This is a genomic window from Litchfieldella qijiaojingensis, assembly GCF_014651875.1.
Classification (GTDB): domain Bacteria; phylum Pseudomonadota; class Gammaproteobacteria; order Pseudomonadales; family Halomonadaceae; genus Litchfieldella; species Litchfieldella qijiaojingensis.
Genome location: NZ_BMXS01000013.1, coordinates 47078 through 63521 on the forward strand (window position 1 = coordinate 47078; position 16444 = coordinate 63521).

19 protein-coding genes are annotated in these 16444 nt (G+C 61.2%); 10 read left to right on the forward strand and 9 right to left on the reverse strand.

What is annotated here, in order from left to right:
- Positions 1-105: 105 nt before the first annotated feature.
- The 8 genes from IE093_RS13075 to tatC all read left to right on the forward strand — a co-directional run bounded on the left by IE093_RS13075 (position 106) and on the right by tatC (position 5525).
- Positions 106-489, forward strand: coding sequence for a gamma-butyrobetaine hydroxylase family protein (locus IE093_RS13075; protein ID WP_189469905.1), 384 nt, complete (start codon positions 106-108; stop codon positions 487-489).
- 155 nt (positions 490-644) lie between these two features.
- On the forward strand, positions 645-1394 hold the full coding sequence (ubiE, locus tag IE093_RS13080; protein ID WP_189469907.1) for a bifunctional demethylmenaquinone methyltransferase/2-methoxy-6-polyprenyl-1,4-benzoquinol methylase UbiE: 750 nt from the start codon (positions 645-647) through the stop codon (positions 1392-1394).
- Positions 1394-2014, forward strand: coding sequence for a ubiquinone biosynthesis accessory factor UbiJ (locus IE093_RS13085; RefSeq protein WP_189469909.1), 621 nt, complete (start codon positions 1394-1396; stop codon positions 2012-2014). Before ubiE ends, IE093_RS13085 begins: the two co-directional genes overlap by 1 nt.
- Positions 2011-3633 (forward strand): ubiquinone biosynthesis regulatory protein kinase UbiB, encoded by a 1623-nt coding sequence (gene ubiB / locus IE093_RS13090; protein WP_189469911.1) that lies wholly within the window; start codon positions 2011-2013, stop codon positions 3631-3633. Before IE093_RS13085 ends, ubiB begins: the two co-directional genes overlap by 4 nt.
- 53 nt (positions 3634-3686) lie before the next feature.
- Entirely contained in the window at positions 3687-4028 is a 342-nt protein-coding gene (locus IE093_RS13095; protein ID WP_189469913.1) for a phosphoribosyl-ATP diphosphatase, read from the forward strand.
- Between the two features lie 13 nt (positions 4029-4041).
- Positions 4042-4299 (forward strand): Sec-independent protein translocase subunit TatA, encoded by a 258-nt coding sequence (gene tatA / locus IE093_RS13100; RefSeq protein WP_189469916.1) that lies wholly within the window; start codon positions 4042-4044, stop codon positions 4297-4299.
- 6 nt (positions 4300-4305) lie between these two features.
- Positions 4306-4743 carry a Sec-independent protein translocase protein TatB gene (gene tatB, locus IE093_RS13105; RefSeq protein WP_189469917.1) on the forward strand — a complete coding sequence of 146 codons (438 nt, stop codon included), beginning with the start codon at positions 4306-4308 and terminating at the stop codon, positions 4741-4743.
- Positions 4740-5525 (forward strand): twin-arginine translocase subunit TatC, encoded by a 786-nt coding sequence (gene tatC, locus IE093_RS13110; RefSeq protein WP_189469920.1) that lies wholly within the window; start codon positions 4740-4742, stop codon positions 5523-5525. Before tatB ends, tatC begins: the two co-directional genes overlap by 4 nt.
- 91 nt (positions 5526-5616) lie before the next feature.
- Here tatC and elbB read toward each other — a convergent pair whose 3' ends face one another.
- Positions 5617-6276: an isoprenoid biosynthesis glyoxalase ElbB gene (elbB, locus tag IE093_RS13115; RefSeq protein WP_189469922.1), complete on the reverse strand. Its 660-nt coding sequence runs from the start codon at positions 6274-6276 to the stop codon at positions 5617-5619.
- Positions 6277-6538: 262 nt separating this feature from the next.
- Between elbB and hemB the strand changes: the two genes are divergently transcribed.
- Positions 6539-7546: a porphobilinogen synthase gene (gene hemB, locus IE093_RS13120; RefSeq protein ID WP_189469924.1), complete on the forward strand. Its 1008-nt coding sequence runs from the start codon at positions 6539-6541 to the stop codon at positions 7544-7546.
- Positions 7547-7732: 186 nt separating this feature from the next.
- Positions 7733-9952 (forward strand): polyphosphate kinase 1, encoded by a 2220-nt coding sequence (ppk1, locus tag IE093_RS13125; protein WP_189469926.1) that lies wholly within the window; start codon positions 7733-7735, stop codon positions 9950-9952.
- A gap of 70 nt (positions 9953-10022) precedes the next feature.
- Here the strand turns inward: ppk1 and IE093_RS13130 are convergent, their stop codons facing one another.
- From IE093_RS13130 to rho, 8 genes are all read right to left on the reverse strand, one after another.
- A complete protein-coding gene (locus IE093_RS13130) occupies positions 10023-11084 on the reverse strand; it encodes a 3-deoxy-7-phosphoheptulonate synthase (RefSeq protein WP_189469928.1) in 1062 nt (353 codons plus the stop codon).
- Positions 11081-11254, reverse strand: a complete 174-nt coding sequence (locus IE093_RS13135) for a hypothetical protein (protein WP_189469929.1) — start codon at positions 11252-11254, stop codon at positions 11081-11083. The genes IE093_RS13130 and IE093_RS13135 overlap by 4 nt, the downstream gene beginning before the upstream one ends.
- A 101-nt stretch (positions 11255-11355) precedes the next feature.
- A complete protein-coding gene (locus tag IE093_RS13140) occupies positions 11356-11496 on the reverse strand; it encodes a hypothetical protein (protein WP_189469931.1) in 141 nt (46 codons plus the stop codon).
- 62 nt (positions 11497-11558) lie between these two features.
- The gene (locus IE093_RS22665) at positions 11559-11684 is read right to left on the reverse strand and encodes a hypothetical protein (protein ID WP_268247401.1); all 126 of its coding nucleotides are present in this window, start codon (positions 11682-11684) and stop codon (positions 11559-11561) included.
- 41 nt (positions 11685-11725) lie between these two features.
- A complete protein-coding gene (gene folM, locus IE093_RS13145) occupies positions 11726-12439 on the reverse strand; it encodes a dihydromonapterin reductase (RefSeq protein WP_189469933.1) in 714 nt (237 codons plus the stop codon).
- Positions 12436-13215 carry an NAD(P)H-flavin reductase gene (locus IE093_RS13150; protein ID WP_189469935.1) on the reverse strand — a complete coding sequence of 260 codons (780 nt, stop codon included), beginning with the start codon at positions 13213-13215 and terminating at the stop codon, positions 12436-12438. The genes folM and IE093_RS13150 overlap by 4 nt, the downstream gene beginning before the upstream one ends.
- Positions 13212-14717: a 4-hydroxy-3-polyprenylbenzoate decarboxylase gene (gene ubiD / locus IE093_RS13155; RefSeq protein WP_189469937.1), complete on the reverse strand. Its 1506-nt coding sequence runs from the start codon at positions 14715-14717 to the stop codon at positions 13212-13214. The genes IE093_RS13150 and ubiD overlap by 4 nt, the downstream gene beginning before the upstream one ends.
- A gap of 129 nt (positions 14718-14846) precedes the next feature.
- A complete protein-coding gene (gene rho, locus IE093_RS13160) occupies positions 14847-16106 on the reverse strand; it encodes a transcription termination factor Rho (protein ID WP_189469939.1) in 1260 nt (419 codons plus the stop codon).
- Positions 16107-16444 lie beyond the last annotated feature (338 nt).

A 16444-nucleotide genomic window follows, 5' to 3' on the forward strand; every position in this document is an offset into this window, starting at 1 on the left:
CCTCGAAGCTCGAAGCTCGAAGCTCGAAGCTCGAAGCTCGAAGCTCGAAGCTCGAAGCTCGAAGCTCGAAGCTCGAAGCTCGAAGCTCGAAGCCAGGAGGCTACCATGTCTGCCCCCATTCCCACCCATGTGCATTACCACAAGAAAGCCCGTGAACTCGAGCTGACCTACGAGGGAGACGAAAGCTACCGTCTGTCGATCGAGTACCTGCGCGTCTATTCGCCGTCGGCTGAGGTGCGCGGCCACGGTGGCGACACCGCAGTGCTGCAGGTCGGCAAGAAGGACGTGGGCCTGAAGAACATCACCCAGGCCGGGCGCTATGCGCTTAAGCTGCACTTCGACGACGGTCACGACAGCGGCCTGTACAGTTGGGACTATCTGTACGACTTGGCTCTCAACCGCGAGGCGTATTGGGCCGACTATCTGCGCCGCCTCGACGAGGCTGGGGCATCTCGTGAGCCGCAGGGTATCCAGATCAAGCAACTCTGAGACTACGCTTTGTCGAAAACTGCCTGCGCTCGACGACTTTTCGGACAAAGCTTAGCGCCGCTTTCCTGGGCAGGCGCCCGAGGTCAAAGACAAGGCCGGCATGGGGAGGCTACAATATCGCCACCGCCTTATCCTCAACCTCCCAGGACCTTTCCATGGACAAGCGCACCACGACTCACTTCGGCTATCAGGAAGTCCCGATCGAGGAGAAGGCCTCGCGGGTTGCCGATGTTTTCCATTCGGTGGCGGCTCGCTACGACGTCATGAACGACCTGATGTCGTTCGGCATTCACCGACTGTGGAAACGCCTGACGCTGGAACGCGCTGGCGTACGTCCGGGACATCATGTGCTCGATATCGCCGGCGGCACTGGCGACCTCACCCTACAATTCGCGCGCCGCGTCGGTCCGCGTGGCCGGGTGGTGCTGGCCGACATCAACGAGTCGATGCTGCGCGTGGGCCGCGACAAGCTGCTCGATCACGGCGTGGGAGGCAATGTCGAATACGTCCAGGCCAACGCCGAATGTCTGCCGTTTCCCGACAACCACTTCGACTGCATCACCATCGCCTTCGGCCTGCGCAACGTGACCGAGAAGGACGCTGCATTGCGCTCCATGGCTCGGGTTCTCAAACCTGGCGGCCGGCTACTGGTGCTGGAATTCTCCAAGCCGACCCATGCCCTGCTGTCCAAGGCCTACGACGAGTACTCCTTCCGTCTGCTACCGAAGATGGGCGAACTGGTGGCGGGAGATGCCGACAGCTATCGCTACCTGGCCGAGTCGATCCGCATGCACCCCGACCAGGAAACGCTCAAGGCGATGATGGAGGGCGCAGGCCTGGCACGCGTCGAATACACCAACCTCACCGGCGGCATCGTCGCCCTGCACCGCGGCATCAAGTTGTAATGTTGCGCTTGCTCGAACACACCTTGAACACCCTGCTGTCCCGCGACCCGGCGGCCCCCGCCCGCTTGGCAAGGCTCGACGGCGCTCGACTGCTGTTTCGCCTGGAACGCCCCCACTTGGAACTCATGGTCCACTTCTACGGCCAAGGCCTGCATCTCTGCCACGTGAGCGATAGCGATGAATGCGACGCCGATGCCGTGGTCGAGGTCGACAGCGAGGCCTTGGGCCGCTTGCTCGGCGGCGAGTCCATCGAACGGCTGATGTTCGGCGGGCGTCTGGCGGTGCGTGGCCGCACCCAGCTATTGGAGGACACCCGCGACCTACTGTTCGACCTCGACCTTGACTGGGAGGGCGAACTCTCCAAGTGGCTCGGCGACACTCCGGCCCACAGCCTGGCCGAAGGCGTGCGACGTCTGTCGCGTTGGGGGCTACGCACCCGGCAGCAGTTACACGCCGATGTCAGCGAGTATGTTTTCGAGGAAGCTCGGCTGCTACCCGGACGCGCACAGTTCGAGGTACTGCGCGACCAACTGACCGAGCTGGAGGTTGCCACCGACCGTCTGGAAGCCCGCCTGGCCCGGCTGAACCGGCGTCTGGCCGAGGGGGAGGGAGGCCGATGAGCTTGCGCCTGGTGTGGATCTTCTGGGTCATCACCCGCTACCGATTGGATACCCTGATTCCCCTGGAGCGATTGCACTGGCTGCCGCGTTTGATCTTCATCCTCTCGCCACTGCGCCTGTTCCCGGTAGGGCAGCGTTCGCGAGGCGAGCGCCTGCGACTGGCCCTGGAAACGTTGGGGCCGATCTTCGTCAAGTTCGGCCAGATGCTCTCGACGCGACGCGACCTGCTGCCTCACGATATCGCCGACGAACTCAAGCGCCTGCAGGACCGTGTCCCCCCTTTTCCCGGCAAAGTCGCCGAGGCATTGGTCGAGAAAGAACTCGATATGCCGCTGACTCGCGCCTTCGCCGAATTCGATACACGGCCCCTGGCCTCGGCCTCGGTCGCCCAGGTACATGCCGCACGCCTGCACGGCGGCGAGGAGGTGGTAGTCAAGATCATCCGCCCCGGGATAGAGCGCGTCATGCGTCAGGATATCGCGCTGCTGTATCGCGTGGCGCGCCTGCTGCAACGTGTCCCCGAGGCCCGGCGCCTACGACCGGTCGAAGTCGTCGCCGACTACGAATCGACCCTGTTTGACGAGCTTGACCTGCACCGGGAGGCCGCCAACACCTCTCAGCTCAAACGCAACTTCAAGGATTCACCACTGCTTTACGTACCGGGCATCCACTGGCCGCTGACCCACCGTCGCGTGATGGTCCAGGAGCGAATTCATGGTATCCCGGTCGCCGATCTCGATGCACTCCGTGCCCAAGGTACTGACCTGCGCAAACTTGCAGAACGCGGCGTGGAGATCTTTTTCACCCAAGTCTTCCGCGACAACTTCTTCCATGCCGACATGCATCCGGGCAACATCTTCGTTGCCAATGGCAAACCCTACGACCCGCAATACATCGCCATCGACTGCGGCATCGTCGGCAGCCTGACCCGCGAGGACCAGGACTACCTGGCGCGCAACCTGTTGGCCTTTTTCCGCCAGGACTACTATGAAGTCGCCGCCCTGCACATCGAGTCCGGCTGGGTCGGCGAGGGCACCCGCGCCAACGAGTTCGCCGCCGCCATTCGCACCGTCTGCGAACCGATCCTCGAGAAACCGCTCAAGGACATTTCCTTCGGCCAAGTGCTACTGGGCCTGTTCCAGACCGCACGTCGCTTCAACATGGAGGTCCAACCCCAGCTGGTATTGCTGCAGAAGACGCTGCTCAATATCGAGGGACTCGGCCGGCAGCTCTACCCGGATCTGGACCTGTGGAGCACCGCCAAGCCCTATCTGGAGCGCTGGATGAAGGAGCGCGCCGGCCCGCGCGGGCTATGGGATTCTCTGAGCCGTCAAGCGCCGGAACTGGCACGCCAGCTTCCCGAACTGCCGGTACTGGCCCATCAAGCCCTGAACCGTGCCGAACTCGAGCACAAGCAGCGCCGTCGCCAGGCCGAAGCACTCGCCAGCATGCGTCGGCACCTGAGCCATGCCGCCCGTGGGGCGCGTCGGCTGCGCCTGGGGCTGCTACTGTTGGCCCTTGCCCTGGCCTGGCAGCCATTATGGGGCTGGGCAACCATGCAGCCCTGGCCTGTGCTGCTGGCGGCCGCTCTTGGCGTGCTTCTACTGGCCTGGCACTGACCCCACCAAACTCAACGATTGGTTTCTTGATTTCACTCAATGGGGCTTTTGCAATGAACGATATACTCGAACAGCTTGCCGAAGTACTAGCGCAACGTCGCCACGCAGACCCAGCGACATCCTACGTGGCATCGCTGCATTATAAGGGCCTGAACAAGATTCTCGAGAAAGTGGGCGAAGAAGCCACCGAGACCATTCTGGCCGCCAAGGATGCTGCCGACGACGTTGAAGGTCAACGGCAAGCGGTGGTCGCCGAAACCGCCGACCTGTGGTTTCATAGTCTCGTGATGCTGTCGCATCTGGGCATCGATCAACGGGACGTGCTGGATGAACTGGCACGGCGTTTCGGCATTTCCGGGCTGGACGAGAAAGCCGCCCGCACCTCCGATCAATAAAGAGGAAGACACCATGTTAGGTGGCATCAGTATCTGGCAGTTGCTGATCGTACTCGGCATCATCATTCTGATCTTCGGCACCAAGAAGCTGCGCAATGTCGGCGGCGACCTGGGCGGTGCCGTGAAGGGCTTCAAGAAAGCCATGAACGAAGATGGCAAGGACGAGAAAAAGGACGACTCGCAGCAGCGTGTCGGCCATGACGACCAGGATGGCAACACCTACGACGTCAAGGCCGAGCGAAAGCCCGAGGAACAGGACGAACGCAAGTAACCGCCCATGTTCGACATCGGCTTCCTCGAACTGCTGATCATTGGTGTGGTCGGCCTGTTGGTGCTTGGTCCCGAGCGCCTTCCCAAGGCGGCGCGCACCGCCGGGCTGTGGGTTGGCAAGATCAAGCGCACCGTCTCCGGCATGCAGCGGGAGATCTCCGCCCAGTTGGAGGCGGAAGAGCTGCGCCAGAAGCTCAACGAGCAACAAAAGAAACTTGACGAGAGCCTCGGCAAGGTCAAGCGCGACGTCGAGCGTTACGCCGAAGCGGACAGCGATGACAAGGCGCGTTCCGAGACGCCGACCGAGAGTGAAGGCGACAGTGCCCGGCGCCTGGACCATGCCCTCGAGCAGGCCCGGGAAAGCGCGGACGACGATGCCGCCTCGGATAGCTCCGATGTGCCAGCCGCCACACCGCCCCGAGACAAGGAACCCCGCTCCCGATGACCTCGTCGCGTGACCCGCAGGACAAGGACCAAGCCCAGGCACCGTTGATCGAGCACCTGATCGAGCTACGTTCGCGCATGATACGCGCGCTAGTTGCCATCCTGGTGATCTTCCTGGGCCTCTACGCTTTCGCCAACGACATCTACTCCTTCGTCGCCCAACCATTGATGGCGCTGCTGCCGGAAGGCTCGCAGATGATCGCTACCGAGGTGGCTTCGCCCTTCCTGGCGCCGTTCAAGCTGACCTTGGTGGTCGCAGTTTTCATCGCCGTGCCCTTCGTGCTGCACCAGGCCTGGGCCTTCATAGCCCCAGGCCTCTACGACAACGAGAAACGCCTGGCCATCCCGCTGCTGGTATCCAGTGTGGGACTGTTCTACGCTGGCGCGGCCTTCGCCTACTATGTGGTCTTTCCGCTGCTGTTCCAGTTCTTCACCCAGACCGGGCCCGAGGACGTCGCGGTGATGACCGATATCAACCAATACCTGAACTTCGTCCTCAAGCTGTTCTTCGCCTTCGGCGTGGCCTTCGAGATCCCCATCGCCACCTTCCTGATGATCTATTCAGGAGCCACCACGGTGGAAAGCCTGTCGAAAAAACGCCCCTATATCCTTCTGGGCTGCTTCGTCATCGGTATGCTGCTGACCCCGCCGGACGTGATCTCCCAGAGCCTGCTGGCGGTGCCCATGTACCTGCTCTACGAGGTCGGTATCCTGTTCGGGCGGCTGGTAAAGCGAAAGCCCGCCGATGAAAGCGACGAAGATACGGAAAGTGACGAGCCATAAGCTGGAAGGCAGCATCTTGCCACCAGAAGCTAGCATCAAGGGTTTTTCTTCAAGCTTCCAGCCGCGAAGCGGCGCTCTTCCAGCTTCCAGCTCAGTCCATCATCTCATCGAGTTTGTCGACCAACTTGAAGATACCGCTGGCGGTATCGGTGATGCGCTCGGCCAACATATAGGCCGGGGTGGTGACCACGCGGTGCTCGTGGTCGACAACGATCTCGTCAAACTTGCTACTGCGGTGTAGCCCCCCCATGGCACTGATCGCCCCGGCGACACTGGGATCATGACCGACGGTCACCGGGATACCCTCGCCCAGCAGTCGAGGCACCAGCACAGGAGCAATGCACATCAGCCCTATCGGTTTGCCAGCTTCACGAAACCCCGCGATCTTGTCTCGAAGCAGCGGCAAGACCTCCATATCGGCGCCCGCCGCAGCGAAATCCGACAGATTCTTGGCGACTCCGAAACCGCCGGGAACAACGAGCCCATCGAAGTCATCCGGCTCAAGCACCTCCAGTGACTCGATCTCTCCCCGGGCCAGGCGCGCGGCTTCCACCAACACGTTGCGACGCTCTCCCTCCATGACATCGCCATTCAAGTGATCGACCACCTGATGCTGATCGATGTCAGGGGCGAAGCAACGATAACCGATGCCCCGTTGGTCGAGGCGTAACATGGTCAGGGTCGCCTCATGAATTTCTGTCCCATCCTGCACCCCACATCCCGAGAGGATGACTGCGACTCGTTTGCTCATGCCATTCTCCTTGAATGCCCGAGACCCGCCTGTTCCCGACGAAACTCGACAATGGAATCTTTCACTTTAGCAGGTGCGACAAGGCGGCGCTTCCGACACCGTTCGGCATTGATATACTCGTGACAGACGATCGAAATACCATTCACTTACGTTTTCCGAGGTCGGAAAGACCGTTGTTGTCATCTCCTCGTCATATTTCAACGAGATGATGAACGGCAATATCGGTCGCCGCCTTTCGGGTTACCTCGACCGGAGAATTACCTTGAGTCTGTTTACTGCACGTCAATATCCATCGACACGTCTGCGGCGCATGCGTAAGGACGACTTTTCACGACGCCTGATGCGTGAATCGACACTCACGCCAGGCGACCTGATCTGGCCAGTGTTCGTACTTGACGGCCAGGGGCGACGCGAGGCCGTGCCCTCGATGCCTGGTGTCGAGCGTATGTCGCTGGATTTGTTGATCGACGAAGCCCATGAGGCCTACGAGCTCGGCATACCGGCACTGGCCCTGTTCCCGGTGATCGATGCCAGTCTCAAGAGTGAACTGGCTGAGGAGGCCTACAATGCTTCCGGCCTGGTACAGCGCAGCGTACGCGAGCTCAAGGCTGCTTGTCCCGAGCTCGGCATCATCACCGACGTGGCGCTGGACCCCTACACCAGCCACGGTCAGGACGGCATTCTCGACGAGCATGGCTATGTCCACAACGACCGTACTGTTGAGACGCTGCTCAAGCAGGCCCTGTCGCATGCCGAGGCCGGTGCTGACGTAGTGGCACCTTCAGACATGATGGACGGTCGCATCGGCGCGATCCGGGCCGTGCTCGAGCAGGAGCAGCTGCACAATACGCGAATCATGGCCTATAGCGCCAAGTATGCCTCCCGGTACTACGGCCCCTTCCGCGATGCGGTGGGCTCGGCCGCCAACCTCGGCAAGGCCGACAAGAGCACCTATCAGATGGATCCGGCCAACAGCGACGAAGCCCTGCATGAGGTCGTACTCGACCTGAGCGAAGGCGCCGACATGGTGATGGTCAAGCCCGGCATGCCCTACCTCGACGTGGTACAGCGGGTCAAACGGGAGCTCAAGGTACCGACCTTCGCCTATCAGGTCAGCGGCGAATACGCCATGCACATGGCGGCTTTCGAGCAGGGCTGGCTGGATGCCGATGCGGTGCTGCTCGAATCGCTGATGTGTTTCAAGCGTGCCGGGGCCGATGGCGTCCTGACCTATTTCGCCAAGCGAGCCGCCCGGCTGCTCGCACAATGACGGAAGGGACTGCGCCCTTCCGCCAGGGAAATGCTGAACAAATCGACGAGCGAGATGAAGCGCAAGGCGCACGGAGCACAGGAACCGGAGCATATGGGGTATATGTGAGGATTCCGCGCACCGCGCAACGCAGCGATTCACTCGCGCAGGCATTTGTACAGTACTTCCCTAACTCATGGAGGCAAGATGGAAGAATCGCGCAGTCCCGATAACGCTACATCATCGTACTCCAGCGAAACAGCGGGCGAACTGCCGGTCGCGGAGACGAACAATGATCAACCGCTGCGGGTCAATCGTACCCGCACGGGTATCCATGCCAAGTCGCCGCCCTCCTCGGAGACCGACCTGAGCGACCCCACACTGTATTTCAACCGCGAGCTGAGTCACCTGCAATTCAACATCCGCGTGTTGGAGCAGGCTCTGGACGACTCGCACCCCTTGCTCGATCGGCTGATGTTCCTGCTGATCTTCTCGTCGAACCTCGATGAATTCTTCGAGATCCGGGTCGCCGGTCTCAAGCACCAGCTCGACTTGGGGCGTGAGCAAACCGGTGCAGATGGCATGTCGCCACGCCGAGCACTGACAGAGATCGCGCGCATTGCTCACGAGCAAGTCGAGCGCCAGTACCGATTACTCAACGAGGTCCTGATCCCGGCCCTGCAAGAGCAGGGACTGCGCTTCCGACGCCGAAACGATTGGACCGAGGCTCAAGCTGCCTGGGTACGCGACTATTTCGAGGAGGAGATCGTGCCGGTGATCAGCCCCATCGGCCTCGACCCTTCCCATCCTTTTCCGCGCCTGGTCAACAAGAGCCTCAACTTCATCGTCGAGCTCGAAGGCAAGGATGCCTTCGGCCGTGAAGGAGGCCTGGCCATCTTGCCGGCACCGCGTTCACTGCCACGCCTGATCGCCCTGCCAGAAGCGCTGTGCGGCGAAGGCTTCAGCGAATACGTGTTCTTGTCATCGATGATTCATGCCCATGCCGACTCGGTGTTTCCTGGCATGCAGGTCCGTGGCTGCTATCAGTTCCGTTTGACCCGCAATGCCGACCTGTCGGTGGACCCGGAAGAGGTTTCCGACTTGGCCTCGGCGTTGCGCGGTGAACTGCTGGCCAGACGTTACGGCAGTGGCGTGCGCCTGGAAGTGGCGGACAACTGTCCCGATGAGTTGGCGGCCTTCCTGATCGAGCAGTTCGAACTCGACGAACAGGATCTTTATCGGGTCAACGGCCCGGTCAACCTGACGCGGATGATGTCGGTACTCAACGTTGTGGAACGTCCCGACCTGCGCTATCGGCCCTTTACGCCCGGGCTACCCAAGCCACTCAAGAAGGGCGATAGCCTGTTCAGTGCCATCGCCGACGGCGATATCCTGCTGCACCACCCCTTCCAGGCCTTCGCCCCCATCGAGGAATTGCTCGCCGAAGCCGCCCGCGACCCGAATGTCCTGGCGATCAAGCAGACGCTGTACCGCACCGGCGCCGAATCGCCGATCGTCAGCGCGCTGGTGGAGGCCGCTCGCAACGGCAAGGAAGTGACGGTGGTGATCGAGCTTCGCGCTCGTTTCGACGAGGCCGACAACCTCCAGCTTGCCTCGCGTCTGCAAGAAGCTGGTGCGATCGTCATCTATGGTGTGATGGCCTACAAGACACATGCCAAGATGCTGCACATCGTGCGCCGCGAAAAAGGCGGGCTTCGCTATTATGCGCATCTCGGCACTGGCAACTACCACTCCAAGACTGCGCGCCTCTACACCGACTATAGCCTGCTCACGGCCAACGAAAGGTTATGCGAGGACGTGCACAAGGTCTTTCAGCAGCTCTCGGGGATGGGCAAGGCACGGCGCATCGAAACACTGTTGCATGCCCCCTTCACGCTCCACGAACGCATGGTAGCGATGATCGAGCGCGAGGCGACGCATGCCGAGAAAGGCAAACGCGCCCATGTGATCATCAAGTGCAATTCACTGACCGAGCCCCGGCTGATCCGTGCCCTCTACCGCGCCTCCAGGGCCGGCGTGGAGTGCGACCTGATCATCCGTGGCATGTGTTGCCTGCGCCCAGCGGTGCCGGGCATCTCGGAGAACATCCGTGTGCGCTCGATAGTCGGTCGTTTCCTGGAGCATACCCGGGTTTTCTACTTCCACAACGACGGCAAGCCCGAGGTCTGGGCCTCTAGCGCCGACTTCATGGAACGCAACATGTTCCATCGCGTGGAGACCTGCTTCCCCCTGCTCGATAAGAAACTGGCAGCACGGGTGCGCAAGGACCTGGAAACCCACCTGGTGGACAATTGCCAGAGCTGGCTGCTGCAGCCCGATGGCAGTTACATCAAGCAACAGCCGGGCGATGGAGCGCCGATCAGCGCCCAGGAGACGTTGCTCTACGCCTACGCCGCCAAGGCGTAGCAACTTCAGCAAGGACGCAGTTCCTTGGAGCCAGCGGCGCCTTCTCCGCGCGCCGCTGGCCAAGATATCGCTACCGCAACCGCTCGGCCGCCAGGCTCAACAAATGCTCGGTCGTCTCCCAGCCCAGGCAGGCATCGGTGATCGAGACACCGTAGCGCAGCGCACCAGGCGTGAGCGCCTGCTTGCCCTCACGGAGGTGACTCTCGAGCATCACGCCCACTAGGCTGCGATCACCGGCCAGGCGCTGATCCAGAACACTCCGCAGCACCTCACCCTGGCGACGGTGGTCCTTGCGTGAATTGGCGTGACTGCAGTCGACCATCAGCCGTGGTTCAAGGCCAGCCTGTCGCAAGGCCTCGCGACAGGCCCGCACCGCCTCCGCCTGGTAATTAGGCTGGCCATGGCCGCCACGCAACACCACATGGGTGTGAGGATTGCCAAGCGTCTCACGCATGTAGGCTCGACCGTCCAGGTCGAGAGCGAAATGACGATGGCCATGGGCTGCGGCCCGGATAGCATCGATGGCGACGCCGACTCCCCCATCGGTGGCGTTCTTGAAGCCTACGGCGGCTTCCAGGCCACTGGCCATTTCCCGGTGGACCTGCGACTCGGTGGTACGCGCGCCGATCGCCGTCCATGCAAGCAGATCCTCGAGATAGGGAGCGACCATGGGCTGCAATAGCTCGGTGGCCACCGGCAGCCCCAAGGTGGCGACATCGCGCATCACCTCGCGGGACACGGCCAGGCCGTGGGCCATATCATCGCTGCCATCGAGATGAGGGTCGTACGCCAACCCTTTCCAGCCCACGGTCGTGCGCGGTTTTTCCACGTAGACGCGCATCACCAGCAGCAGGCGGTCTTCCACACGTCGCGCCAGCACGCTGAGATTCTCAGCGTATTCACGCGCGGACCTGGGATCATGAATCGAGCAGGGGCCTACCACCACCAGCAAGCGATCATCGCGACCGTCGAGGATGGCACGAATGGCTTCACGGTGAGCTTGGATGCGTTCCCTGAGTGCTACATCCACGGGGAACCGCTGACGTAATTCGTGAGGGGTAGGAAGGCTGTCGCCGCGTGTCGGCGCAGGAACTGCGGCGGGAGTTTCGGTGACGGAAAGCTGGGCAGTCATTGGCTATGTCCTTGGCAAGGTAACGAACATCGGGCTGATGTGCCACCGATGGACTGCCGGCCGGAGGTGGCGAACTGTGCCGACCGGGTGTCGCTAAATCGCCAGTTGCCATAGCCCGCATAATAGTGGGTGAGCATGGCACGGACGATATCAGCGATGCGGTCGAACATGTTCTTTCTCCTTATCAACGAAAAACCCCCGGTCGGGTTGCCAACCGGGGGTGAGAGACTGGAGGAGGCAACCCGTAGTGGGGCGCGCCTCGCGGTTCAGGTCAATCCGACCTCGCCGCCGGCACGCCGGCGCTAAACCAATAGCCCCAATACCAGAATGAACGTCCTGCCAACGGCGCACGCAACGTTACGCCGCAAGCAGGCGTCACGTTGAATGGCTGGTTGGCGAGATCGATGGTCATGGGCTGACTCCAGACGAACTGTCTTTTATCCTACACGGCTGAGCGCCGTTGACAAGCCCGGCTCAGCCCAGAAGCTGCACCCAGCCGATGGTTGCCGGCAAGGCACTCATGCCAACCAGGACAGCGAGTCCCAGGAACACGGACAACAAACCACTTTCGTCCTTGAAGTTAGGATCGTATTCTGTCATTTCCGTCTCTCCTGATAAACCAAAGTCGAGGGTGTGTCATTCTAACGTAGATGGCGGCCGCCATCGACAGGCAGCGTCACACCGGTCACGTAGCGATTGTCAAGCAAGTAGCGCAGGCTCTGGTAGACAACCCCAGGGCCGGGAATCATCCGCATGGCCGATTTGGCCATGGCCTTCTCGGCATAGGCGGCATCGTCGTCCTCTCCCAGCATGACCAACGCCGGGGCGATGGCGTTGACCTGTATGCTCGGCGCGTACATGGCGGCAAACGACAGCGTCAGGTTGTCGAGACCGGCCTTTGTCGCGGCATAGGCGACATGTTTCTTCGAGCCCCTGCGCGCCACATAGTCGCTCATGTGCACGATGTCGCGCAGAGGTTCAGGACAGGCCGCGAGCAGCTCGCGACAGTGCAGGTTGATCAGGTAGGGGGCCTGCATGTGCACCCGGAACAGCCGTTCGAAGTTGGCCCCGGCGTCATCGCCTGGGCTGTCGGGCGTCCAATCACTGGCATTATGCACAATGGCGCGCAGCGTGTCCGTCTCGGTCTTGAGACGCGCGATGAAATCGAGAATCCCCGCTTCACTGGCAAAATCGGCTTGCAGGGTCGCCACGCCGCGACGACGCAACGCTTCGAGTTCGTCCCGCTCACGGCGATAACTGATGATCACCGGGTGGCCGTCGTCGAGCAGGCGTTCGGCGCAGTGACGTCCCAAGCGTCGGGCACCGCCGGTGATCAGGATCGGTGAGGCACTCATGAGCCAGTTTCCCGCTTCAAGCTGCCCACTGTCGGCACCAGGGGCATGCGTGGTGCATAGGAGAAGACGTCCGAGAACACCCGTGAAGCCTCGAGTCCAAGCGATGCCAGCACATCGATGCAGGCATAAACCATTCCGGGTGAACCGGAAACATAGACATCATGTCCTTGGACATCGCCAAGATCGCGCGCCAACACTTTGTCGATGCGTCCCGTATGGCCGGTCACGCGGCTATCGTCGAACCCTTCTTCCACGGCTGCCTCGGTTACGCCGTGGAAATGGAAATTCGAGTAGTCGGCCGCCCACTCCCTGGCCAAGCTTTCCAGGTACAAGTCACGACGCTCGCGCACCGCCCACCAAAGATCGATCGAACGTGATGCGTCCTGCCTCAAGGCCGCCTCGATGATTGCCTTCATCTGCGCGAAACCGGTACCAGCGGCGATCAACACCAGCGGACGGCGACTGGTATCGTCGAGCACGCACTCACCCTGTGGCAAGCGCAGGGTGAGCTGGGCCGCATGCTGCATCATCTCACGCAGGCGTGCCGAATTGGTGCGTTCCGGCCAGTGCTGGATATGCAATTCGAGCGTGCCATCGCCAAGGTGCGCATTGGCGATGGAGAACGGCACCCAAACCCCATCATCGAGCTTCAACTCGAGATACTGACCAGGCGCATGGGCCATGGCCTCGGCGCGGCCTTCCAGATGTACGCGAAAGACGTCCGGGGTGAGATCTTCCACCGCCGTGACTTGGCAGGTCAGGGTCCTGGCCGTCATGGTGTCCTCTTGTGGTTGACAGGGGATGGCCCAGGCAACGTGATACCCAACTCGTCCCAACGAGCCTCCACCCGAGCCTTGATCGTTTCATCCATCACGATGGGCGTGCCCCATTCGCGCTCGGTCTCACCGGGCCACTTGCTGGTCGCGTCCAATCCCATCTTCGAGCCCAAGCCGGCCACCGGCGAAGCGAAATCCAGATAGTCGATGGGCGTATTTTCGACCATTACCGTATCACGGGCCGGATCCATGCGGGTGGTGATGGCCCAAATCACATCCTGCCAGTCACGAGCATCGACATCGTCGTCGAGCACCACCACGAACTTGGTATACATGAACTGGCGCAAGAAGCTCCACACTCCCATCATCACGCGCTTGGCATGCCCCGGATACTGCTTCTTCATGGTGACCACCGCCATTCGGTAGGAACAACCTTCGGGTGGCAAATAGAAGTCTACGATCTCGGGAAACTGCTTCTGCAGGATGGGTACGAACACTTCGTTGAGCGCCAACCCCAGTACCGCCGGCTCGTCCGGCGGCCGCCCGGTGTAGGTTGAATGGTAGATGGGATCGCGGCGATGGGTGATTCGCTCCACCGTGAACACGGGGAAGGTCTCGACCTCGTTGTAATAGCCGGTGTGATCGCCATAGGGGCCTTCGGGGGCAGTATCGTCGGGATGGATGAAGCCTTCGAGAATGATCTCGCTCGAGGCTGGCACCTCCAGGTCGGCATGGCCGCACTTCACCAGCTCAGTGCGCGAGCCACGCAGCAATCCGGCAAAGGCATATTCGGAGAGCGAATCCGGTACCGGCGTCACCGCGCCGAGAATGGTCGCCGGATCGGCGCCCAGCGCCACAGCCACCGGGAACGGCTCCCCTGGATGAGCCTGGCACCACTCCTTGAAATCCAGCGCGCCACCGCGATGCGATAGCCAGCGCATGATCAGGCGGTTCTTGCCAAGCTTCTGCTGGCGATAGATGCCCAGGTTCTGGCGAGATTTGTGAGGCCCCTTGGTGACCACCAACGCCCAAGTCACTAGCGGTGCCACGTCACCGGGCCAGCAGTGCTGGATCGGCAGCCGGTCGAGATCGACATCATCGCCTTCCAGCACCACGTCCTGCACCGGCGCGGAGCGCAGGGTCTTGGGCCCCATGCTCATCACCTGTTTGAATATCGGCAACTTGTCCCAGGCATCACGAAACCCCTTGGGCGGGTCGGGCTCCTTGAGGAAGGCCAAGAGTTTGCCTACCTCGCGAAGCGCCTCCACCGAGTCCTGCCCCATTCCCAGCGCGACCCGCCTGGGTGTCCCGAACAGGTTGCCGAGCAGCGGCATGGCATGACCCTTGACGTTCTCGAACAATAGCGCCGGACCGCCCGCACGCAGGGTGCGATCGCAGATCTCGGTGATTTCCAGATAGGGATCGACCTCGGCGGTGACCCGCTGGAGCTCGCCCATCTCCTCGAGGGCGGCGATGAACTCGCGCAAGTCCTTATACTTCATCCAGTTTCCCGTTACCCGAACGACGAAAGGGGCAGAATAGCATCTGCCCCTTCGATTTTCCGTTCATTCTCCGCCGCCCGCGTCGGTCAAGAGCGCAATCAGCGATGCGAAGACAAGGTGAATTCCCCCTTATCTCCTCTTCATGGCCTCGAAAAACTCGAGATTGGTCTTCGTATCCTTGAGACGATCGATGAGGAATTCCGTGGCCGCGGTATCGTCCATTGGGTTGAGCAGCTTGCGCAGGATCCACATGCGCTGCATCTCGTCCTCGGAGGCGATCAGGTCCTCGCGGCGCGTGCCGGAGCGGCGGATGTTGATCGCCGGATAGACGCGACGCTCGGCAAGCTTGCGGTCGAGGTGGGCTTCCATGTTGCCGGTGCCCTTGAACTCCTCGAAGATCACTTCATCCATCTTGGAGCCGGTATCGACCAGGGCAGTGGCGATGATGGTCAGGCTGCCACCCTCCTCGATGTTGCGCGCCGCACCGAAAAAGCGCTTGGGCTTTTCCAGAGCATGCGCGTCGACACCACCGGTGAGTACCTTGCCCGAGGACGGCACCACAGTGTTGTAGGCGCGTGCCAGGCGGGTGATGGAGTCGAGCAGGATCACCACGTCACGCTTGTGCTCGACCAGGCGCTTGGCCTTCTCGATGACCATCTCGGCGACCTGGACGTGGCGTGCCGGAGGCTCATCGAAGGTCGAGGCCACCACCTCGCCGCGCACCGTACGCGACATCTCGGTCACTTCCTCGGGGCGCTCGTCGATCAACAGCACGATCAGATGGCACTCGGGATTGTTGCGAGTGATCGACGTGGCGATGTTCTGCAACATCAGGGTCTTGCCCGCCTTGGGCGGCGAGACGATCAGACCGCGTTGGCCCTTGCCGATGGGTGCGGTGAGATCGATGATTCGCGCCGTGATATCCTCGGTGGAGCCACTGCCGAGCTCCATCACCAGGCGTTCCTGGGGGAACAGCGGTGTCAGGTTCTCGAACAGGATCTTGTGCTTGGCGTTCTCGGGCTTGTCGAAGTTGATCTGGCTGACCTTCAACAGCGCGAAATAACGCTCGCCTTCCTTGGGCGGACGAATCTTGCCGGAAATGGAGTCGCCCTTGCGCAGGTTGAAGCGTCGAATCTGCGATGGCGAGACATAGATGTCGTCGGGCCCGGCGAGGTAGGAACTATCGGCGCTTCGCAGGAAGCCGAAGCCATCCTGAAGGATCTCCAGCACGCCATCGCCATAGATGTCTTCGCCACTCTTGGCATGCTTCTTGAGAATGGCGAAGATGATGTCCTGCTTGCGTGACCGGGCGAGGTTATCGATGCCCATCTCCCGGGCGATATCCAGAAGCTCCGGCACGGACTTTTGCTTGAGTTCGGTAAGATTCATCGTTTGTTCAGAAATTGCTCGTGTCAGCGTGGCGGCAAGGCGCCGGGAAAAAAGACAGGAGGCGGTGACGATACGCCGCGTGGTGCGTTCAGAGCCCGGAAGGCATTCGCTCTCGAGGTGTGCTCGCCTGATGGCCGTTTCACACAGAAACACCATGAGGCGATACCGGAATCGAGGGAAGCAATATTCATGTCGCCTGACGAGCGGCTCATGATGCCATGCTCATGATCACGAAACGTAATCAGCGGGCTGTCTGACGGCTTGGAAACTAGACCGCGACGCGGTCGGGAAGCTATTCGGAACAGGCGAACGTCTCGATGGTAGTCAAGCGCGCGGAC

What these genes read in the sequence shown, in the direction of transcription:
- folM (WP_189469933.1), bottom strand. Translation starts at nt 12,439, where the DNA reads ATGAGTGCCTCACCGATCCTGATCACCGGCGGTGCCCGACGCTTGGGA.
- IE093_RS13135 (WP_189469929.1), bottom strand. Translation starts at nt 11,254, where the DNA reads ATGTTCGACCGCATCGCTGATATCGTCCGTGCCATGCTCACCCACTAT.
- tatC (WP_189469920.1), top strand. Translation starts at nt 4,740, where the DNA reads ATGACCTCGTCGCGTGACCCGCAGGACAAGGACCAAGCCCAGGCACCG.
- IE093_RS13140 (WP_189469931.1), bottom strand. Translation starts at nt 11,496, where the DNA reads ATGACCATCGATCTCGCCAACCAGCCATTCAACGTGACGCCTGCTTGC.
- IE093_RS13085 (WP_189469909.1), top strand. Translation starts at nt 1,394, where the DNA reads ATGTTGCGCTTGCTCGAACACACCTTGAACACCCTGCTGTCCCGCGAC.
- ubiE (WP_189469907.1), top strand. Translation starts at nt 645, where the DNA reads ATGGACAAGCGCACCACGACTCACTTCGGCTATCAGGAAGTCCCGATC.
- elbB (WP_189469922.1), bottom strand. Translation starts at nt 6,276, where the DNA reads ATGAGCAAACGAGTCGCAGTCATCCTCTCGGGATGTGGGGTGCAGGAT.
- IE093_RS13150 (WP_189469935.1), bottom strand. Translation starts at nt 13,215, where the DNA reads ATGACGGCCAGGACCCTGACCTGCCAAGTCACGGCGGTGGAAGATCTC.
- ppk1 (WP_189469926.1), top strand. Translation starts at nt 7,733, where the DNA reads ATGGAAGAATCGCGCAGTCCCGATAACGCTACATCATCGTACTCCAGC.
- tatB (WP_189469917.1), top strand. Translation starts at nt 4,306, where the DNA reads ATGTTCGACATCGGCTTCCTCGAACTGCTGATCATTGGTGTGGTCGGC.
- ubiD (WP_189469937.1), bottom strand. Translation starts at nt 14,717, where the DNA reads ATGAAGTATAAGGACTTGCGCGAGTTCATCGCCGCCCTCGAGGAGATG.
- IE093_RS13130 (WP_189469928.1), bottom strand. Translation starts at nt 11,084, where the DNA reads ATGACTGCCCAGCTTTCCGTCACCGAAACTCCCGCCGCAGTTCCTGCG.
- ubiB (WP_189469911.1), top strand. Translation starts at nt 2,011, where the DNA reads ATGAGCTTGCGCCTGGTGTGGATCTTCTGGGTCATCACCCGCTACCGA.
- tatA (WP_189469916.1), top strand. Translation starts at nt 4,042, where the DNA reads ATGTTAGGTGGCATCAGTATCTGGCAGTTGCTGATCGTACTCGGCATC.
- IE093_RS13075 (WP_189469905.1), top strand. Translation starts at nt 106, where the DNA reads ATGTCTGCCCCCATTCCCACCCATGTGCATTACCACAAGAAAGCCCGT.
- IE093_RS22665 (WP_268247401.1), bottom strand. Translation starts at nt 11,684, where the DNA reads ATGACAGAATACGATCCTAACTTCAAGGACGAAAGTGGTTTGTTGTCC.
- IE093_RS13095 (WP_189469913.1), top strand. Translation starts at nt 3,687, where the DNA reads ATGAACGATATACTCGAACAGCTTGCCGAAGTACTAGCGCAACGTCGC.
- rho (WP_189469939.1), bottom strand. Translation starts at nt 16,106, where the DNA reads ATGAATCTTACCGAACTCAAGCAAAAGTCCGTGCCGGAGCTTCTGGAT.